General features: G+C 38.5%; 21 protein-coding genes, 1 tRNA gene and 1 pseudogene. 12 read left to right on the top strand and 11 right to left on the bottom strand.

Annotated features, from left to right (window positions below; translation table 11 throughout):
- Nucleotides 1-14 precede the first annotated feature (14 nt).
- Both H561_RS0113025 and H561_RS0113020 read left to right on the top strand, forming a co-directional pair.
- A tRNA-Asn gene (locus H561_RS0113025) sits at nt 15-88 on the top strand.
- Nucleotides 89-197: 109 nt separating this feature from the next.
- On the top strand, nt 198-827 hold the full coding sequence (locus H561_RS0113020; RefSeq protein WP_027387417.1) for an SOS response-associated peptidase family protein: 630 nt from the start codon (nt 198-200) through the stop codon (nt 825-827).
- Between the two features lie 47 nt (nt 828-874).
- Here the strand turns inward: H561_RS0113020 and H561_RS0113015 are convergent, their stop codons facing one another.
- A complete protein-coding gene (locus tag H561_RS0113015; protein ID WP_027387416.1) occupies nt 875-1,105 on the bottom strand; it encodes a hypothetical protein in 231 nt (76 codons plus the stop codon).
- A gap of 295 nt (nt 1,106-1,400) precedes the next feature.
- Between H561_RS0113015 and H561_RS0113010 the strand changes: the two genes are divergently transcribed.
- Nucleotides 1,401-3,926: a DUF5686 family protein gene (locus H561_RS0113010; protein WP_051349373.1), complete on the top strand. Its 2,526-nt coding sequence runs from the start codon at nt 1,401-1,403 to the stop codon at nt 3,924-3,926.
- 56 nt (nt 3,927-3,982) lie between these two features.
- Here the strand turns inward: H561_RS0113010 and H561_RS24230 are convergent, their stop codons facing one another.
- From H561_RS24230 to rplU, 4 genes and pseudogenes are all read right to left on the bottom strand, one after another.
- Nucleotides 3,983-4,168, bottom strand: a complete 186-nt coding sequence (locus H561_RS24230) for a bacteriocin-like protein (protein ID WP_027387414.1) — start codon at nt 4,166-4,168, stop codon at nt 3,983-3,985.
- A gap of 106 nt (nt 4,169-4,274) precedes the next feature.
- Nucleotides 4,275-4,442 (bottom strand): bacteriocin-like protein, encoded by a 168-nt coding sequence (locus H561_RS23970; protein ID WP_155845794.1) that lies wholly within the window; start codon nt 4,440-4,442, stop codon nt 4,275-4,277.
- A 662-nt stretch (nt 4,443-5,104) separates the two neighbouring features.
- Nucleotides 5,105-5,362 carry a 50S ribosomal protein L27 gene (gene rpmA, locus H561_RS0113000; RefSeq protein WP_027387413.1) on the bottom strand — a complete coding sequence of 86 codons (258 nt, stop codon included), beginning with the start codon at nt 5,360-5,362 and terminating at the stop codon, nt 5,105-5,107.
- A 53-nt stretch (nt 5,363-5,415) separates the two neighbouring features.
- Nucleotides 5,416-5,778, bottom strand: a pseudogene (rplU, locus tag H561_RS0112995) (50S ribosomal protein L21); the annotation flags it as partial.
- 179 nt (nt 5,779-5,957) lie between these two features.
- Here rplU and H561_RS0112990 point away from each other — a divergent pair.
- Both H561_RS0112990 and H561_RS0112985 read left to right on the top strand, forming a co-directional pair.
- Entirely contained in the window at nt 5,958-6,842 is an 885-nt protein-coding gene (locus H561_RS0112990) for a neutral zinc metallopeptidase (protein ID WP_027387411.1), read from the top strand.
- Between the two features lie 112 nt (nt 6,843-6,954).
- Complete coding sequence (locus H561_RS0112985; protein WP_027387410.1) at nt 6,955-8,046, top strand: acyltransferase family protein; 1,092 nt, start codon at nt 6,955-6,957, stop codon at nt 8,044-8,046.
- A gap of 10 nt (nt 8,047-8,056) precedes the next feature.
- Here the strand turns inward: H561_RS0112985 and H561_RS0112980 are convergent, their stop codons facing one another.
- The gene (locus H561_RS0112980; protein WP_027387409.1) at nt 8,057-8,296 is read right to left on the bottom strand and encodes a hypothetical protein; all 240 of its coding nucleotides are present in this window, start codon (nt 8,294-8,296) and stop codon (nt 8,057-8,059) included.
- A 158-nt stretch (nt 8,297-8,454) separates the two neighbouring features.
- Between H561_RS0112980 and miaE the strand changes: the two genes are divergently transcribed.
- From miaE to H561_RS0112965, 3 genes are all read left to right on the top strand, one after another.
- Nucleotides 8,455-9,036, top strand: a complete 582-nt coding sequence (gene miaE, locus H561_RS0112975) for a tRNA-(ms[2]io[6]A)-hydroxylase (RefSeq protein WP_027387408.1) — start codon at nt 8,455-8,457, stop codon at nt 9,034-9,036.
- An 8-nt stretch (nt 9,037-9,044) separates the two neighbouring features.
- A complete protein-coding gene (locus H561_RS0112970) occupies nt 9,045-9,662 on the top strand; it encodes a DUF502 domain-containing protein (protein ID WP_034762155.1) in 618 nt (205 codons plus the stop codon).
- 87 nt (nt 9,663-9,749) lie between these two features.
- The gene (locus H561_RS0112965) at nt 9,750-11,126 is read left to right on the top strand and encodes a tryptophanase (protein WP_027387406.1); all 1,377 of its coding nucleotides are present in this window, start codon (nt 9,750-9,752) and stop codon (nt 11,124-11,126) included.
- A gap of 50 nt (nt 11,127-11,176) precedes the next feature.
- Here H561_RS0112965 and H561_RS0112960 read toward each other — a convergent pair whose 3' ends face one another.
- Nucleotides 11,177-12,376, bottom strand: coding sequence for a PQQ-dependent sugar dehydrogenase (locus tag H561_RS0112960; RefSeq protein ID WP_027387405.1), 1,200 nt, complete (start codon nt 12,374-12,376; stop codon nt 11,177-11,179).
- A gap of 107 nt (nt 12,377-12,483) precedes the next feature.
- Here H561_RS0112960 and H561_RS0112955 point away from each other — a divergent pair, with 107 nt between their 5' ends.
- From H561_RS0112955 to H561_RS0112940, 4 genes are all read left to right on the top strand, one after another.
- Entirely contained in the window at nt 12,484-12,855 is a 372-nt protein-coding gene (locus H561_RS0112955) for a BlaI/MecI/CopY family transcriptional regulator (RefSeq protein WP_027387404.1), read from the top strand.
- Nucleotides 12,852-14,273, top strand: a complete 1,422-nt coding sequence (locus H561_RS0112950; protein ID WP_027387403.1) for a M56 family metallopeptidase — start codon at nt 12,852-12,854, stop codon at nt 14,271-14,273. Before H561_RS0112955 ends, H561_RS0112950 begins: the two co-directional genes overlap by 4 nt.
- A 138-nt stretch (nt 14,274-14,411) precedes the next feature.
- On the top strand, nt 14,412-16,403 hold the full coding sequence (uvrB, locus tag H561_RS0112945; protein ID WP_027387402.1) for an excinuclease ABC subunit UvrB: 1,992 nt from the start codon (nt 14,412-14,414) through the stop codon (nt 16,401-16,403).
- Nucleotides 16,404-16,446: 43 nt separating this feature from the next.
- Entirely contained in the window at nt 16,447-16,824 is a 378-nt protein-coding gene (locus H561_RS0112940; RefSeq protein WP_027387401.1) for a VOC family protein, read from the top strand.
- 50 nt (nt 16,825-16,874) lie between these two features.
- Here H561_RS0112940 and H561_RS22450 read toward each other — a convergent pair whose 3' ends face one another.
- The 4 genes from H561_RS22450 to H561_RS0112920 form a co-directional block, all read right to left on the bottom strand.
- On the bottom strand, nt 16,875-17,129 hold the full coding sequence (locus H561_RS22450; protein WP_051349377.1) for a DUF3820 family protein: 255 nt from the start codon (nt 17,127-17,129) through the stop codon (nt 16,875-16,877).
- Between the two features lie 13 nt (nt 17,130-17,142).
- Nucleotides 17,143-18,228 carry an AI-2E family transporter gene (locus tag H561_RS0112930; RefSeq protein WP_034762151.1) on the bottom strand — a complete coding sequence of 362 codons (1,086 nt, stop codon included), beginning with the start codon at nt 18,226-18,228 and terminating at the stop codon, nt 17,143-17,145.
- Nucleotides 18,228-18,965: a hypothetical protein gene (locus H561_RS0112925; protein ID WP_027387399.1), complete on the bottom strand. Its 738-nt coding sequence runs from the start codon at nt 18,963-18,965 to the stop codon at nt 18,228-18,230. The genes H561_RS0112930 and H561_RS0112925 overlap by 1 nt, the downstream gene beginning before the upstream one ends.
- A 72-nt stretch (nt 18,966-19,037) precedes the next feature.
- Nucleotides 19,038-19,760 (bottom strand): hypothetical protein, encoded by a 723-nt coding sequence (locus H561_RS0112920; protein WP_051349372.1) that lies wholly within the window; start codon nt 19,758-19,760, stop codon nt 19,038-19,040.
- Nucleotides 19,761-19,791: the final 31 nt, after the last annotated feature.

The following is a 19,791-nucleotide window of genomic DNA, read 5'->3' as shown; positions in this document are numbered from 1 at the left end:
AAAACGAAGGACATTCCTCCTTAGCTCAGTTGGTTAGAGCATCTGACTGTTAATCAGAGGGTCGCTGGTTCGAGCCCAGCAGGAGGAGCCGAAAAGACTTACAGAAATGTAGGTCTTTTTTTTATGGTGTAAAATGGATTACCCGTACTGATCCCTCTATTTTGCATACATTTTGTAAGCTTTCCCCCAAAAATCATATGTGCTACAACTTCAATAATAAAAAAGTCAATCTTAAAAAAGCGGCGGAAGACCTTAATGCAGAAGGATACGAAGAAAAGGAGTTTGAATTAAAGGGCAGCATCAACGCATTTACCCAACAGACCGCGCCAACCGTTCCGGCCATTGTCAACCACAACGGAATTGTTCTCATGAATACCTTCTGGGGCGTAAAAGAAAATCCCGATGCTCCCACAAAAGGAAAGAACCTGAAGTCAGAAAACACCCATACTTTCTATCGGAAAATCGAAAAGAACCGATGCCTGATCCCGGCCTCTTCCTATTTTGAACACAAGACCGTATCGGTACAGGGCAGGAAAACCCCGGCAAAGGTAAAACATGAAATGTTCTGGAAGGATAAAGTGCAGTTTTATATTGCCGGATATTTTGATGAATATGATGACGGCAATCTGGGCTTCGGCCTGATAACTACTCTGTCGAACCCGGTGCAGGCGGAAATCCATAACCGGATGATCATTACCCTCGATGCGAAGATGGGCAGAGCCTTTCTGGACCAGGAACCGATCGAGGAATTTCAATTTCCTAACTATTCGCCCGATCTGGAATATGTAAATTTGGAACCGGAGAAAATACAGGATACTTTATTTTAACCGGAAGAAGAAAGCAAAAATAAAAGCCCCATAACCGGGGCTTGCTCTTAAGAAAACAACGGAGAAGAATCCGCTTTCTTTTGTATCGAGATAATACTGTTCTTTAATAATAAAGCCGGCAGCATCAGACCTGAACCGTCTTTTTCATAAAATACGCCTTTAATGTTTAAATCATCCAGTAAGGCTTCTGTTATTTCAGAATGGATCTTTCTGAAATATTCTTCGTCTTCAAATTCCAGTGTAACTTTTTCAATTAAAGTCTTGATTTCTATTTTCATATTGAGATATTTTGTTCTTTCAAATATACTATTTTCATACAGCCGGTGGATTTACTTTACTTAATCCTTGCCCGCTAACATACACTAAGATTTATGCCATAATTCACTTTTTATAAAGGAACGGTCGAGATTTATTATTTTTAATTAAACATCAGTCCGAACACCAGAAAATCATGATGTTATTTCATTACATTTGCAGTTTTATATTCAGCCTGAAATTCAGGTGAACTATTTTGATTACCAACAATAAAACTGCATACTTTTTGTTTATGCTAATAGCTTGAAGAAACAACAAATGTTAATTAACAATCCGAAATATTATTCCCTCTTTTTTCTGCTTTTTTTAATTGAATCTGTTTGTGCCCAGAATACGGCCAGCGGAAAGATTGTAGACGCCAAAACCAATAAAGAGATCAGCGGTGTGGATGTTTTCATCAATGAAAATGACAAACCTGTTCTGACCACTGCTTCAGGAAATTTTATGGTTCAGTCTGACAGTATCATCTATAAATTAAAATTCTTAAGAAAAAACTATTCTTTAGAAAGCATAACGATCACTCCGGAAACGGCCTCTAATATTTTTGTAAAGCTTTCCCAGGAAAAAGTGAGCAGTATTGAAGAAGTAGTGATCCATAACGAAAAACCTAAGTATAAAAACAAGAAGGAAAACCCGGCCTATGCTATCATGCAGAAAGTCTGGGAGCGAAAAAGAAACAACGGACTGGATAAATTTGATACCTATACGTACAAAGAATATGAAAAAATCCAGTTTGATGCCAATAACCTGGACAGCGCTTTTATGAAGAGAAAGATCTTCAATAAACTTGACTTTATTTTTGACTACACCGACTCTACCGCGAGCGGGAAGATAGGGCTGCCCCTTTTCCTTAATGAAGCCGTCTACGAAAATTACGGAGAAAACAGGCCTTCAAAAAGAAACAAAAGACTTTTGGTCGCCCAGAAAACTTCCGGATTCCAGGATAACCAGATCATTACACTGACTGCTAAAAACCTGTACCGTGACATCAATATTTATGATAATACATTAAATTATTTTGATATCGGATTTCCAAGCCCTGTGGGAGAAACCGGTTTCAGCACCTATGATTATAATTTGATTGATACGATTTCAATCCGGGGAGAAAATGCTTATAAGATCCGTTATCAGCCGAAAAGAACCGAAGTACTGGCTTTTCAGGGATACCTTTATATTGATACGGATAGTTATGCCGTATTAGGAGCTACTTTAAAGTCTACACAGAAAATCAATGTCAACTTTATTAACGGCATTTCAACGGAACTGGAATATGACAATCCTGATGAGAATACATTTCTGCCCAGGAAATTTGTTACTGAAATTGAAATGACCCCGTTTTCAAAAAAGAAAACCTCTAAAAGTATTGTCGCGAAAAGATCTGTCGATTATTCGGAATATGATTTTAATAAACCCCTTGAAGATAAAGTTTTTAAAAGGAAAGAAGAAGAATATGATGATCAATTTGTAGATAAAGATGATGCTTACTGGCTGAAAGCCCGGCCGGACTCGCTGTCAAAAAGCGAGCAGGGAATCTATGATATGCTCGATAAGCTTCAGCAGACCCCAAAGTTCAACCGGCTTGTAAAATTATATGAAACGCTCGGTTCAGGATATTATAACGTTGGAAAAAGTATTGATATAGGCCCGATTTTCTCCATTTACGGAAAGAATGAAGTAGAAGGTGACAGAATCAGATTGGGAGCAAGAACTTACTTTACCAGAAATGACCCATGGAGGGTTCAGTTCTATACGGCTTACGGTTTTAAAGATCAGCAGTTAAAATACGGTGCAGAAGCGAGATTTATGTTCAACCGGGTGAACAGGTTCACTGTAGGAGCCGGAACGCGAAGGGACATTTTACAATTGGGAGTTCAGCTCACCAATGACGATGGAATTATGGCCAGGACCTTTGCTTCCTCAACTATTTTTGCAAGAGGAGAAAACGCATCTTTAAGCTCTTTAAACCAAACCAATGTTTTCACGTCGATTGAACCATGGAAAAATTTCCAGATCCGGCTGGACGGAAGCATGCAGAGCATTAAATCTGCAAATCCTGAAGGTTTTAACCTGATGTATTATAAAAACGGAGATCTGAGAAAAACAACCAATGACTCTCACTTTACACTGAGCCTGATTGCAAGGCCTGGAGCCAAGTTCTCGCAGACGGGTATCGACCGGTATGAGCACGGAACACTCGCACCCACGATTGTTTTAAAATATACAAGAGGGGTTGAAGGATTATTCGGATCGGATTTTAACTATAATAAACTGCAGTTTATGTTTTATAAACCGGTACTGCTCGGAAGTTGGGGTAAAACCCTGGTTAATTTTGAAGCCGGAAAAAACTTCGATACCGTGCCATTGGCTTTACAGAATGTAATCCCGGGCAACCAGTCCTACAGTCTGGCGGCCAATACTTTTGCACAGCTTAATTATTATGAATTTGTCGCCGACACCTATACCACACTTCACCTTGAACACCATTTTAACGGTAAAATACTTTCTTATATCCCTTTGATCAAGAAATTAAAACTAAGGGAAATAGCCTTCATCCGAGGAGCCTACGGTACTTTAAGCGATGCATCGAAAGCCATTAATGTAGCTGGATTTAAATATTCAGCACCCAGTGAGCATGTATATTATGAATATGGATTCGGGATTGAAAACATAGGCTTCGGAAACCTCAGGATTTTCAGGGTAGATTTTAACTGGAGAGGAAACTACCTCGACAGGCCCGATATTTCAACATTCGGAATCAAGGCCGGTTTCCAGTTTGGATTCTGATACGAAAAAATCTCCTTCGTTTTGAAGGAGATTTTTTTATATGCTGTGTTGTATAACTATGATTCCAAAGGATAGTCTTTACAGCCATTACAATGGGCCACGATATATACAATATTGCAGGAAGGCCTCTGCCCTTCAGGAATGCTACAGTAAACATCACACGGAAGGCATCCTTTATCAGGAGCAATTCCGCCTGTTACGTTTTTAAGGGTCTGTCTGTTGATTTTTTTTAGATTTTTCATAAGAATAATTTTATTGATACATATTATTAAAACACTGAAACAGTAAAAATATTATTTTAAATAAGCCCTGAGAAACTAAGGCCTATTATCTTTATAAATTACTGATTTAACAGCTACAAGGCATTTCATCAATAACAGCATTGATGCAATGAGCCTTCTGCCATGCTGACCAAGTGCACCATTCTGTACACCAGGAAGAAGGAACCGGACATTTTTCAGATCCACCTGCAATTGTTTTTAATTCTTTCTTTGTCAGTTTCTTTAAATTTTTCATAATATTTTGTTTTAATTTGTTGCCTACTCTATATGCTTTTCGGCATTCGCAGCTGATTTTTATTTGGTAATCAATAAATATTTATTTCAATAATATTCGTAGCAAAAAAAACTCAGCGAACCTTAAGATTAAAGTATAATAACCACAACGCGAATATTAACAGCCACAAGGCATGTCGTGATATGGATTGATCAATTTACTATTTCAGACCCGTAGGCTAATCCAAGGATTCCCAGCATTGACTGTAGCGCTTTTCAATCCTTTCTTTATCAGTCTTCCGACTCGAATTGATTTAATTTATGGACATGTATCGCATTGGTCAATTACCATATTCATACACTTTCTCTTCTGTTGAGCTGTCCATTGACACCATTCTGCACACCAAGTGGCAGGAACAGGGCAATCAGAGCCAATGCCTCCATTGATGTTTTTTAAATTTTCCTTTGTCAGTTTCTTTAGATTTTTCATAATATTTTGTTTTGATTTGTCGTCTCTTTATATGTCTATCAGCCTCTTCAATAGACTCATAATTTGAGCATTATCAAATATATAAAAATATTTCACTCCAAACTGATTAAATATATAAAATATTATATTGCCTATATATAACAACAAAAATCCCCGGTTTCCCGGGGATTTTAAGTCTTTATAAAACGCTGGTATTATGCGTTTGCTTCTACAGATACAAAAGATCTGTTATTTGCTTTCTTTCTGAAAACTACTTTTCCGTCTATCAAAGCAAACAAAGTGTGGTCTTTACCGATTCCCACGTTTGCACCCGGGTGGTGTTGCGTACCTCTTTGTCTAACAATAATATTTCCGGCAATAGCCTCTTGACCTCCGAAAATCTTTACCCCTAATCTTTTAGAGTGAGATTCTCTACCGTTTTTGGAACTACCAACTCCTTTCTTATGTGCCATTTTATTCTAAGGTTTTTTGGTTTAAATTATTCTGCGCTTTCAGCAGCTTCAGCATCCGCTTTTTTTGTTGTCTTCTTAGCAGGCTTTTCTGCTTTTTTAGCTCCTTCAAATCCTGTAATCCCAGTGATCTGAATCTGAGTTAAAGATTGTCTGTGACCGTTTTTCACCTGGTAACCTTTTCTTCTTTTTTTCTTGAAGACGATTACTTTATCAGCTTTTACGTGGTCAAGGATCTCTGCTTCTACAGTGATTCCGCTTACAGCTGGGGCGCCTACAGTGATTGCTCCGTTTACGGTAAGAAGTACTTTATCAAAAGATACTTTCACTCCTTTGTCTCCTGACAAACGGTTTACAAACAACTTCTGGTCTTGCTCAACTTTATATTGAAGCCCTGCTATTTCTACAATTGCAAACATTGTTTATAGATTTTTAGTTATTTCGAGGTGCAAATATATGCATTATTTTTTAATCATCTCAAATTCAACCCAATCTTTTTTAAATATAAATTTTAACTATGCACTGAATAATTTATCACAATAAAGTGATAAAATTTTTCGTTAAAAGTAATAACTTCGTGTTAACCAAAATATTTTATATGAAAAGAAACTTTAATTTCCACTTTATTGTGGGAGCAATGGCTGCACTATCCCTGTCAGCCTGTAATGACGACGCTATGGAAGCTCCTGCACCGGAGCAACAGACAGAAAGCTTAAAACCGGAACAGCCGAATGCACTGGAAAAGGTCTGCTATTACGTAGATCAGTACTGGAGTTCAAGTGCAGTCCTGACCACTTCTCTCCAGAATTCAACAGATACCAGTTTCATGAATTCACAAATGACAAAAATTGCCAGCATGTGGGGAAGAAGCAACCCGACCTTAAGATTCGTGAATGATCCTTCAAACTATAATTCTACGTACAATGCGATTTCCTATTCCACCGGGAAAATTTATTATGGCTATGCTATTTACTATGATGCCAAAAATACGGGCGGTGATATAGTGAATGCCATGATCCTAGCACATGAATACGGACATCAGCTGCAGTACATTTTCGGATTGCCGACGGTAAATGAATCTACTGCGAGACCCAATGAGCTTGAAGCGGATGGATTTGCCGGCTACTATTTGAGGAGACCGAACGGCTATAACCAGACTTCCTTTGCACAGATTGCCACAGCTTATGAATTTGCCCAGAGCATCGGTGATTACCAGACGACCAGTCCGGGACACCACGGCACTCCGCCACAAAGAAGATCAGCAGTACGTCTGGGCTTTTTATTAGGGCAATACGACCTTACGGCCGCTGCTTTTGATTACAACTTTTTCTATTATTATCAGGGCGTTTTAAACGGGACCTATAAGATGGGGAAAAACACTCAATATCCTGAAGTTGATGCTTATATGACTCAATATATGGATGAGCTGAGAAAAATTCAGAGCGGAGAGATATCTGCGGAAGAATTTAAAGATCTTAAATAACATTCATTCATTTTCGATATTATTTTCAGGAGGTAAGCATAAGTCTTGCCTCTTTTCTTTATTTAAAATATTCATAAAGTTTATTTACTTTTGATGCACCTTATACATTCACATGAAAAGAGACCTTTACATAGATTTTGCAAAAGGAGTAGCCACCCTTTCGATTATTTTTATTCATACGGCCTTCTGGTCTGGACAGTTTTATATACCGGCTGAAGTGAGGGTATTTTCTCTGGTCTTTGATGTAGCCTTATTCTATGCCTTAAGCGGAATTACCTCAGGACCGAATATTGAAAAAACTTTTTACAGATTATTAAAACTTCAGATCACCTATATGATCTTTGTAACCCTGCTGTTTTTTCTGGATTATTTCTTTAAAGCCTTTGGGCTGACATTCTTTTCCGTGGAATGGCTTCAAAATTTTTATGCGACTTTCGGATCAAAATATGCTGCCACAGGGATTTCAGCAATTCCCCAATGGGAAAATCTCGGCAACTGGTATCTTCATCAGTATACGAATGCAGACACTTTCCCTGTAGTAATGGGAAGCTTCTGGTATCTGAAAGTTTATTTTATACTAACGGTTTTCGGGGTTTTGATTTTAAAATTCTTTCCGAAACACATCAACTGGTTCATCTGGCTCTGCGTTGCTCTAACGCTGATATTTAATATTTTCCCGGAAATTTATCCCACAGGGCAGGTAGGTTATATAGCATTTTATATGACTGTTTTTCTGGCTGCCCATAAAGTGAAAGGAAAAAAGATTCCGGAAAAGATAATTCCTGTTTTGTATGGCATTGTAGCATTAGCCTTAGTATGGATGTTCTTCTTTTACGGAAATGAAATTTTCTATAAGATCAACAGGAACAAGTTTCCACCGAAGATCCCTTATATTATATGGACTTTATTTTCATTGGTAACCCTATTTGTCTTTTATAACCGATTAAAAATTACAAAAGAGAGTTTCGTTACCCATATCGGGAGGAATGCCATATTCTTTTATTTTGCCCAGGGAATAAGTTCATCATTAGTATATTTTCTGGTCGTTCCGTTAAAAGAATATATGCCTTGGTGGATATTAATGATCTTAATCTACATGACCAATATCCTTTTAGCTTTTATCATTTCCGGCGGACTGAAAAAGGTGGATGAATGGGGCTGGAACGCATTGGAATTCCTGAGAATAAAAACGGCTGTTAAATAACAGCCTTAATTTATCTTCTTCTTCCGCTTCTCGTTATTAAAGCAATAATGATAATAAGTATAACCGCTCCGGCAATGATATACATCGGATCTGCATACCATTCAGTAGTCGTTGTCGTTTTGGAACTGTTTTCTTTGGTTACCAATTCCCCGGCAGTATCCTGGGCAAAAGCAGTAAGAGACATTAATAGCGTAAATGCTAATGATAATAAAGCATTCGCTTTATTTTTAAAGAAAGTAATGGTTTCCATTGTTTAAATTTTTAAGTTATTTTTAAGTTTATAAACAAAAAAAGGACCATCTATTTAAAAAGTTACAATAAAATATGAATTTCCATATAAAACAGTAAATACAAATAAAACCTATATAATATCACAAATTGTTTTAATTTTACGGAAAATTTTAAAACATGTTTAAGTTGAAACTTCCTACCGACCCGAGGTGGGCAAATATTGCGGAAGGAAACATTGAAGAAATTTTAACAGACCATGCCTGGTGTGAGCAAAAAGCAGCCACCAATGCCATCGGGCTGATCACTATGCTTCCTGAATATCCTGAAATTGTCACAGAACTTCTTGCTATTGCCCGGGAAGAACTGGACCATTTTAATCAGGTGCATGAAATCATTAAGAAAAGAGGCTATGCTTTCGGGCGTACTAGGAAAGATGATTATGTAAACGAACTTGTAAATTTCATCCAGAAAGGAGGCAACAGAGATGATCTGATTGTTGACAAGATGCTTTTTGCCGCAATGATCGAAGCCAGAAGCTGTGAACGATTTAAGGTACTTACCGAAAATATTAAAGATGAGGAGCTAAAAACGTTCTACAAAGAACTGATGATCTCAGAAGCCAATCATTATACCACCTTTATCAGTTTTGCAAGACAGCTTGGCAACCCCGATAAAGTAAATGCAAGATGGGAAGAATGGCTGGAATATGAAGCCACCATCATCCGGTCTTACGGAAAAGGAGAAACCATACACGGATAAAAATTATTTTGAAAAAACTGACGTTTGAAAACCTTGCCAATTTCTTCTTGAAAAACTTTTTTCAGGGATTAGTCATTATCGGCCCCATCGGGCTGACTATTTTTGTGATCTGGTATGTGGTTTCGTCAATTGATAATATTATCCCATCGGTCGCAAAAGAAATTCCGGGACTGGTTTTTATTTCAACAATTTTATTCACCGCACTTTTGGGCTTTTTAGGCAACAAATTCGTGTTGGGGAAATTCTTTTTCGATTCCATGGACCGTTTACTTGAAAAAACACCCGGCGTAAAGCATATTTACACTCCCACCAAAGATGTCATGTCTTCATTCGTCGGGGACAAGAAAAAATTCAATGATCCTGTCTGGGTAAAAACCAATGAAAATCCTGAAATCTGGAGGATCGGATTTTTAACCCAGAAAGAAATGGCCGATGTGGAAAAGCACAATTACGTTGCGGTTTACCTTCCCCACTCTTATGCTATTTCAGGCTGGGTAATTGTTACTGAAGAAAAAAACATCAAACCTGTTGTCGGCATGACGGCGGCTACGGCTATGAAGTTTGCCGTAAGCGGCGGTGTTGCCGGTTTCCATTCTGACGACAATATTTTCAAAGCACCGGAATAGATTTCCTCCTTTGAAATATACAACATGATGAATTTGAATTTATTTTCAAACAATTTTCTTTACAAACAATCTAATAAATAATTACTCATGAATTTACCTTACGCGGAACCTTTCCGTATTAAAATGGTTGAGGAAATCCGCCAATCAACAAGAGAAGAAAGAGAACAATGGCTTAAAGAAGCAAATTATAACCTATTCAACCTAAAATCCTCACAGGTTTTTATTGATTTATTGACTGATTCTGGAACCGGAGCCATGTCTGACAGACAATGGGGAGCATTAATGACAGGAGATGAAAGCTATGCCGGCTCCCGCTCATTCCAGGAATTACATGAGACGGTACAAACAATTACCGGCTTTAAATACCTCTTACCTACCCACCAGGGAAGAGCTGCCGAAAATGTTCTGTTTTCAGTACTGGTAAAAGAGGGCAATGTTATTCCCGGGAATTCTCACTTCGACACCACAAAAGGACATATTGAATTCAGAAAAGCCCATGCCGTTGACTGTACCATTGATGAAGCTTTTGACATTAACGACCTTCATCCTTTCAAGGGAAATATCGATCTTGAAAAACTGGAAAACGTATATAAAAGCCAGCCCAAAGGAAATATTCCTTTCTGCCTGATTACGATAACCTGTAATTCTTCAGGAGGACAGCCTGTTTCTCTCGAAAATATGAGAGCAGTAAAAGCACTTTCTGACCAATATGAAGTTCCTGTATTTTTTGATTCTGCAAGATTTGCTGAAAATGCTTATTTCATTAAGAAAAGAGAAGCAGGCCAGGAGAACCGGACCATCAAGGAAATCTGTAAAGAAATTTTCTCTTATGGCGAAGGGATGACCATGAGCTCCAAGAAAGACGGACTGGTAAATATCGGAGGATTCATCGCCTTGAATAATGAAGAGGTTTTCAGAAAAGCATCCAATTTCACAATTATTTATGAAGGGTTTATAACTTACGGAGGTATGGCCGGAAGAGATATGGCTGCATTAGCCGTAGGTCTTAATGAAGCTACTGAATTTGCTTATTTGGAAAGCAGAATTTCCCAGGTTGAGTACCTTGGGCATAAATTAATTGAATATGGCATCCCTGTTCAGAAACCCATCGGAGGACACGCCGTTTTTATCGATTCTTTAAACTTTCTGCCAAAAGTTTCCCGTGCTGAATATCCGGCCCAGACTTTAGGTCTTGAGATTTACAAAGAAGCAGGCATCAGAACTGTAGAAATCGGGACTTTACTGGCCGACAGAGATCCTGAAACAAGAGAAAACCGTTATCCGAAGTTGGAATTGGTTCGTTTGGCAATTCCAAGAAGAACGTATACCAACAATCATATGGACTATATCGCAGCAGCCATTAAAAATGTGTATGAAAGACGCGATGAAATTGCGAAAGGGTATAAAATCACATGGGAACCGGATCTGTTGAGACACTTCACGGTTCAATTGGAAGAAGCATAATAAAATCAAGCGGTTTCAAATTTATTCTGAAACCGCTTGTTTATTTAAAGTTATTTTTTTGAAATTTTATAGAGTTTTCCACTGTCTGTGATCCCATAGAGATTACCGTCCATTCCGTTCAGAACATCCCGGAATCTTTCTTTCTGATCCAGAAGAAGCCTCTCTTCCCCTACTACTTTATTGTCTTTCATCACAATCCTGTTGATATGCTGTCCGCTGAGACAGGCAATAAATAAATTATTTTTCCATTCAGGTATATTCCCGGTGTAAAAAGTAACGCCGCTTGGAGAAACTACCGGATCCCAATAATACACAGGCTGTTCGGTCCCTGCTTTCTGTGTGGTCCCGTTATTGATTTTCTCTCCTGAGTATTCAATGCCATAAGTAACGTCGCCCCAGCCGTAATTTTTCCCCGGTTGAATCAGATTAATTTCATCGCCGCCCCGCGGGCCCATTTCAATATCCCAAAGCTGTCCCTTATCATCCAAAGCCAAACCCTGAGGATTCCGGATTCCGAATGCATAGATTTCAGGCTTATATCCGGGCTTATTCATAAACGGATTTCCCGCAGCCGGCTTGCCATCTTTTGTGATTTTTAAAATTTTACCCAGATAATTATCTGTTTTCTGGGCATATACCCTGGTCTGTTTATCTGACCGTTCGCCTGTACTCACAAATAAATTTCCGTCTTTATCAAACTGAAGACGCCCTCCGTAGTGCTTGTCTCCGTCATAAGACGGTGTAGCGCGGAAAATTACCTGTACATCAGAAATATTTTTCATATCTGCAGAAAGTTTCCCTTTTCCTACCGATGTTAAATTACCGTCACCAAAAGGTTCTGAAAAAACAAAATATATCATATTAGTGGCTTTGAAATCAGGATCTAATGCGACGTCAAGCATTCCTCCCTGACCTTTTGAATCCACTTTAGGGAAACCTTCAATTTTAGAAATCTGTTTTCCGTCAACTGATACTACATTAATAAATCCTGATTTTTCCGTAATCAGGAATCTGCCGTCCGGTAAATTAATAATTCCCCAGGGCTTGCCCAGGTCTTTATTTAAAACTTCTACCGTATAAGGTGTTGTTGTCTTTACGGGAGCAATCCTTGTCTGACCTTTAAAAGCAGGTTTATAATCGGTATTGGCTTTTTCTTCCTGCGCGGAAGGCTCACTGGGTTTTCCTTTTCCCTGGCAGGAAACGGTCATCATTCCAGCAGTCAGTAAAACGGGTAAGAATATTTTTTTCATAATCAAAATTAAGAGGTTATAACAATAGATAGAAAAATAATGCCATAAAATTTGGCCATTCAATTTTTTATTCTACATTTGTAGAACAAAGTATAAAATTGTAGAATATGAAAGAAAAACTGACCGACGCCGAAAAAGATCTTATGGAAATTCTCTGGGTAAAAGGAAAAATTTTCATGAAAGACATTCTGGAAACCTATCCTGATCCCAAACCCGCGGCGACAACAGTGGCCACGCTCTTAAAAAGGATGCAGAACAAGGATATGATCGGCTACAAATTATATGGAAATTCACGTGAATATTTCCCAAAAGTGGCGAAGGGTGAATATTTCAAGGAAGAAATGTCTTCTATGATTGACCGTTTTTTCAACAGTTCTGTGACACAGTTTGCCTCATTCTTTACGTCAAATGCAAAACTGTCGCAGAAGGAACTGAAAGACCTCAGAGAGATTATTGATCAGCAAATTGACAAAAAATGATCATCCTTATAAAAATAGTGCTGTGTTCATCACTGCTCATCACATTTTACCATCTGTTTCTGGAGAAGGAAAAGATGTACCGATTCAACAGGTTCTACTTACTGTTTTCACTGCTTTTTTCTTATACGGTTCCGTTCATATCAGTCAACACAGAAGTCCCGAAATCGATCAGGAGCGCACAGAAAGTAATTGAAACCACCCAACAGGTACTGAACCTGACTGCAGAAAATGAAAGTTTTACCCGGATCAATCTGATTTGGATTATTTACGGAAGCGTGGCTGTATTCCTTTTAATAAAAGCCATTCTTTCAATCGTGAGCATTAAAAGATTAAAGGGTGAAAAAATGATCTATCAGAATCAAAAACTGATGCTGACTGAAGAGAATATTTCGCCGTTCAGTTTTTGGAACACCATTTATTTAGGGAAAAATTATCTTGTTAACAATAAAATAGACGCAAGAATTTTTCTTCATGAAAAGGCTCACCTGGAACAAAAACACAGCATCGATCTTTTATGTATCGAAATTTTAAAAATTATGACCTGGTTTAATCCTTCTGTGTATTTCTACCGGAAAGCGGTGGTCACTAACCATGAATTCCTGGCAGACGAAGCGGTTTTAAAAAATGATTTTGATATAAAAGACTATCAGCGTTTAATTCTTAAAGAAATTATTTCAACTCAAAACTATAACCTTACCCATACCTTTAATTTTAAAAATACCAAAAAACGATTTATTATGATGAACACCAAAAAAACAAAATGGACCCACCTCAAAAAAGCGGTAAGCATTCCGATAGTGATTGCAGCTTTTGGATTATTTGCCCAGAAAGCCTATGCCGGCAATATTGAGCATATGATTCAAAACACACAGGAGAGAATTTCAGAACCGGAGAAAACTCCAGCAGCAGAAACCGGTACTGTCGTCATTCCGGTACCGGAGCAGGCCATTTTTTCTGAGGAAAAGGCAATGAAACAGGAAGGATTGTCAGCAAGCATATCTGATGAGAAAAAAATTTCGGATACAATCCGCCCGCTGGAAGGTAAAAACACAAACTTTACTAAGGAGGCTGCACAAAATGGAAATTCAGATGCACCAACCGCACAGGACAATACGGTACTTCCTCAATTCCCCGGTGGTATTAATGAGCTTAGGAATAAAATTTCAAAATCATTTGATGGTTCTAAAATAGGCCCCGGTAAAAATAATGAGTTATGCAGAGCCAACATTTCGTATACCATAAATGAAACCGGCAATGTAACAGACATTAAAATTTCAGGCAACAATGAAGTCTTCAACAATGAAACATTGTCAGCATTCAAAAAAGCCAATGAAAATATAGTCTGGAAACCGGCAGAACGAGACGGTAAGGTGGTTCCGTACACTTTGAAAATCCCGTTAACCATGTCATTCAAATAAAATAAGCAGCATCCGAAAAGGTGCTGTTTTTGTACATTGATAATGGATTTAAAAATGACGGACTGAATTCCTAAATGCAAATTACATTCTGAATCAGGAATTTCTTTCGTATTTTTGTTATACAAGATCACATTTTTTATGCAGTTCAAACTTGAATCAGAATACAAGCCGACCGGAGACCAGCCCCAAGCCATCGAAAAGCTTACCGAGGGTATTAAAATCGGGGAAAAGTACCAGACATTGCTGGGCGTAACCGGTTCGGGAAAAACCTTTACGGTGGCTAATGTTGTGCATAATGTTCAGAAACCCACCTTGGTACTGGCACACAATAAAACCCTAGCTGCACAGCTTTTCATGGAATTTAAAGAATTTTTTCCTGAGAATGCCGTGGAATATTTCGTAAGTTACTACGATTATTACCAGCCTGAAGCTTATATCGCCACATCAGGGACCTATATTGAAAAAGACCTGAGCATCAACGAGGAAGTTGAAAAGCTGAGACTGTCAGCGACGGCCAGCCTGCTTTCCGGAAGAAGAGATGTATTGATCGTGGCTTCAGTTTCATGTATTTACGGTATCGGGAATCCTACAGAATTTCATAAGTCGTTAATTTCTATAGCCATCGGTGAAAAAGTAACCCGGACCGCACTTCTACATGCTTTGGTTAATGCACTGTATTCCAGAACCCTCAATGAATTCCAGAGAGGAACATTCCGCGTAAAAGGTGATGTGATTGATGTATTTCCGGCCTATGCAGATAACGCGGTAAGAATTCAGTTCTTCGGGGATGAGATTGAAAAAATCCAGAGCTTTGATCCGGTTTCAGGAAATGTTACCGCCGATTTTGAACAGATCCAGATCTACCCGGCTAACCTTTTTGTAACTTCGAAAGATACTTTAAACGGCGCCATCAGAAGCATTCAGGATGACTTGGTAAAGCAGGTTGATTTTTTCAGTTCTGTTGAGAAACCTTTAGAAGCCAAAAGATTACAGGAAAGAACGGAACTGGATCTGGAAATGATCAAAGAACTGGGTTACTGTTCTGGAATTGAAAACTATTCAAGATATCTTGACGGAAGATTACCGGGAACCAGGCCTTTCTGCCTGCTTGACTATTTTCCGAAAGATTATTTAATGGTTATTGATGAAAGCCATGTAACTGTACCGCAGGTCCACGCGATGTACGGAGGCGACCGGAGCAGGAAAGAATCGCTGGTAGAATACGGTTTCAGGCTTCCTGCAGCCATGGATAACAGACCTCTGAAATTTGAAGAGTTTGAAGCGATTCAGAATCAGGTTATTTATGTTTCCGCCACTCCAGCAGATTATGAACTGGAAAAGACCGGTGGAGCTTATATTGAACAGATTATCCGTCCGACGGGGCTTCTGGATCCCATCATTGAAATCCGCCCGACCATTAATCAGATTGATGATTTAATGGAAGAAATCCGCAAGAGATCTGATGTGGATGAAAGGGTTCTGGTAACCACATTAACCAAAAAAATGGCTGAGGAACTGACTAAATATTTTACCAAATTCGGAATCAGGACAAGGTATATCCACTCCGATGTTGAAACCCTGGAGCGTATTCAGATTATGCAGGATTTGCGGGTAGGGCTTTTTGATGTTTTAATCGGGGTGAATTTATTGAGAGAAGGACTGGATTTGCCTGAAGTTTCTCTGGTGGCCATTCTGGATGCAGATAAAGAGGGAATGCTGAGAAGCAGAAGATCAATGATCCAGACGGTGGGCCGTGCGGCAAGAAACCTGAACGGAAGGGCTATCATGTATGCCGACAAAATCACAAAATCCATGCAGGCCACGCTTGATGAAACCGAGTACCGCCGTGCTAAACAAATAGAGTATAATGAAGAACACGGGCAAGTTCCTGTGGCTTTAAATAAGAAGATTTCGGAAAACATGGTGGGAAGGAGTAAAGATTTCCCGGACGAAAAATACACCCAGAAAGAAATCCTGCAGAAAGTTGCCGAAGCCAAAGCCAGTTATACTTCTGAAGATATGGAAAAGGTCATCGGACAGAAACAGAAGGAAATGGAAGCTGCAGCAAAAAGCCTTGATTTCATTAAAGCCGCGAAGCTGAGAGATGAAATTGCCGCTTTGAAGAGCTGATCGATTATTTTTGGCAATACAATTTAATTATAACTGAATCCCTATGAAAAAAGTAACAGGAATCGGAGGTATTTTCTTCAAATGCAAAGATCCGAAAGGGCTTAAAGAATGGTATAAAACCCATCTCGGAATTGACGGTAATGAATACGGAGCAACCTTTGACTGGAAAGACATGGCCGATGCCCACCCGAAAGGTTCACTGACATGGAGCCCGTCGCCTGAAACAACCCCATATTTTGACCCTTCAGCCAGGGAGTTCATGATTAATTATACGGTTGCCGACTTAGAAGCATTGGTTGAAGAATTAAAGAAAGAAGGAGTAGAAGTCCTTGACGAAATTGCTGTTTACGATTTCGGAAAATTCATTCACATTCTGGATTTGGAAGGGAATAAAGTGGAGCTTTGGGAGCCTAAGCAGTAAAAATTAATAAAAAAGTTTCGGCGGCATCTTCGATGCCGCCGAAATCATATCTAGAATTTATACGTCTTTGTTTTAGGTCTGGCATAGTTCCCAGTTCCTCCGCGCAGAGGAATCAGTAAGTCTGTTAATCCGTTTATTTTTATTTCATAAATGGTCGATAACTGCATGCCAAGTTTTCCTTTGGGCATTCCCGTACGGTGAAACCACTCTAGATAATTTACCGGAAGATCTGCCAAAATGGTTCCTTCATGTTTCCCGAAAGGCATCTTAACGACACAGATTTCCTTTAATATATCCGGGTTTATTCCTTCTGTCATGTTATAGTATTAAGTCAATTTTCTTTTCTAATGTTTCATCTTTATCTGAAAGTTTTAATTCAGGAATGTCGTCTTCAGAAAATTCATTTCTGTAGACCTGAATCAGCAACAGGGTGAGAGAGACCATGATAGGTCCGAAGATCAGTCCCATAAAGCCGAATAAGTTCATTCCCATAATAATCCCGAATACCGTATTTAAAGGGTGGATATCTTCCAGTTTTTTAAGCAGGGTAAAACGGAGCAGATTATCCGTTACGCCGACAACAATCACGCAGTAAGCAGCTAATCCAAGCCCTGCACCGGTATTGCCTTCCGCAATCATGAATATACAGACCGGTACATATACGATCGCCGCGCCTACGACCGGAATCATTGATGCTGCTGCAGTCAGAGCAAAGAGCAGAATAGGACTCGGTGCCCCGAATATAAAATAGCCGATCAATGCAACGATGCCCTGACCGAGTGCTACTACGGGAAGACCGATCGCATTAGCCATAATCAGTTTTCTCATTTTTTCACCGATCATAGAAACGTTTGATCTTTTCAAAGGCGCGGATGAAGACAGTATTCTTTCAAAAAACCTGGGCTTTTCAAGCATGAAATAAAGAATAAAATACATGGACATAATGACGGTAAGCGTATTTACCGTTCCGCTCAAAGCCTTTGTGGAAAATTGCCCGACACTGTTTTTCAGCTTACCCATATTTTCCTTGCTCAGGATATCAAACTTGGTTTTTGAATAAATATAGGTATGTATTTTTTCAAGGAATACATTAAACTTATTCATATAAACCTGTGCATTGCCAAATTTTTCGATTAATAAATCCCCGATGAAATAAATCGGCAGAATAAGGATAATCAGACTGGCAAACATTAAAACAAGCGCAGCAAGCCAGGGCTTCCATTTTTTTTCTTCCTGCAGATAAAAATTATATTTCCTGCAGACCACGTAAATGGTAATAGCTCCTAATACCGAGGGTATGAAAAGCGCAAGATTAAAACAGATTAAACCTGCCATGATTAAAATAATAGCCAGTAATGCTACCTGCTTTATTTTAATACTGCTTATTTGTTCTTCCTTATTCATTATTTATGATATGTTATTTGTCTTGGTCTTCCCAGGAAAGCACAATATAAAGAATACATTACGACCATAATAAATGGAGCGGTAACGATGATCCCGATTCCGCAAAGTATAATTCCGGCAAAGGAAATTATGATTCCCAGAACAGTCGCGCCTAAAAACGTGCCGTAATTTTCTTTGGCAATGTTGAATGTTTTTCCCAAAGCGTCAATGGCAGTAGCATTTTCAAAAAGCAAAACGGGATAACCCAGCATCAGTAAAGGATACACAAAAAATACGGGAATCACGCAGAAAAAAGCCGCTACTGAAGTAATCAGTCCCGAAAGCAGGCTATAGATTAAAATATTAACAAAATTCTGTTGGTAACCGATAAATAAATCAGAAAATCCAATAGGCGTTTTGGTATTGTATTTATTAACAATATAGATCAGACCTACATACAAAGGAGCCAGTAAAATCCCCAAAAGCCAGGACAGAGAAAGATACAGGGTAAACCCGGGAGCCGCCCAGATATTGTACCCGGAAAAATCATTACCATAGCTTTTCATATCTTCAGAAAAACTCATGGAATTAAATCCGCTTAAAGCCTGTATAATGGAGCCTCCGATGAGATAGATAACCATTGCGACAATAGCATAAAGGAAAACGCCTTTATACATTTCAAAAGCATGTGAAATAACAGAACCCGTATTCCTTTCCGGAACGGAACCCTGCTGATCAAATTCGTTAAATTCTGACATGGTGTATATTTTAATGTTGTTCCTTCCAAAATTAACTTTTTTTGGCAGAAAAAACATTCAAACACTCAAAATTTAGCGCTTTTCTGTAAAAATTGTTTTATAAAGTGAATAAATCATGGCATTCCAGAAAGGAAATGTAAACAGTCCTCCGATAAAGAATAAAGCAAACCCAATATATTTAAAGATCACCGCTACAAGCACACATACAAATATCTCCAGGAAATACATTTTTAATGCCTTAAAATTCAGAGAGATGGATTCAAAGATCGTCTTGTTCATAAAAAACATGGTTGGTGCAACGAAAATGGTAATGCAGACCCATATAAATGGAAATATGATCAATCTGAATGTAAGCATATAAACCATAAACCAGAATAGATAAAAGGCAGCGTACTTAAAAAAGTTAAAGCCGTTGTACCCAACAAACAGATCCCCGATTTCCGGTTTTTCATTCAGGTCAATCTTTCTGAAAATCTGGAATAGTCCGAGGTTCAAAGGGTATAAAAAAACCAGCGTCCCTAAAAATGCATAACTGAAATACTGTGAGTTTTCAGTCTGCCCCAATGCAGTTGCCTTTGCAATATACGCTTCAGTACTTATCTGAAAAGCTTCAACAAGTTCATGCTGTTGGTCCCAGATTCCATATTTTGAAGCAAAGAAGAAAAATGCTGTAAAAAAAATAGCAAAATAAATGATTGAAAACATCAGCTGGTAGATAAGCGTCTTATTCCAATAGAAAAATGCCTGCTTCAGTATAAAATCTAATCCCAGTTTCTGTGGGTATCTGTTTTCCATTAAAAAATTTTGTGCAAAAGTAATCATCAAT

The sequence above is a fragment of the Chryseobacterium gregarium DSM 19109 genome, from assembly GCF_000430845.1.
Classification (GTDB): Bacteria; Bacteroidota; Bacteroidia; order Flavobacteriales; family Weeksellaceae; genus Chryseobacterium; species Chryseobacterium gregarium.
This window is presented reverse-complemented; position numbering and strand designations above follow the sequence as displayed.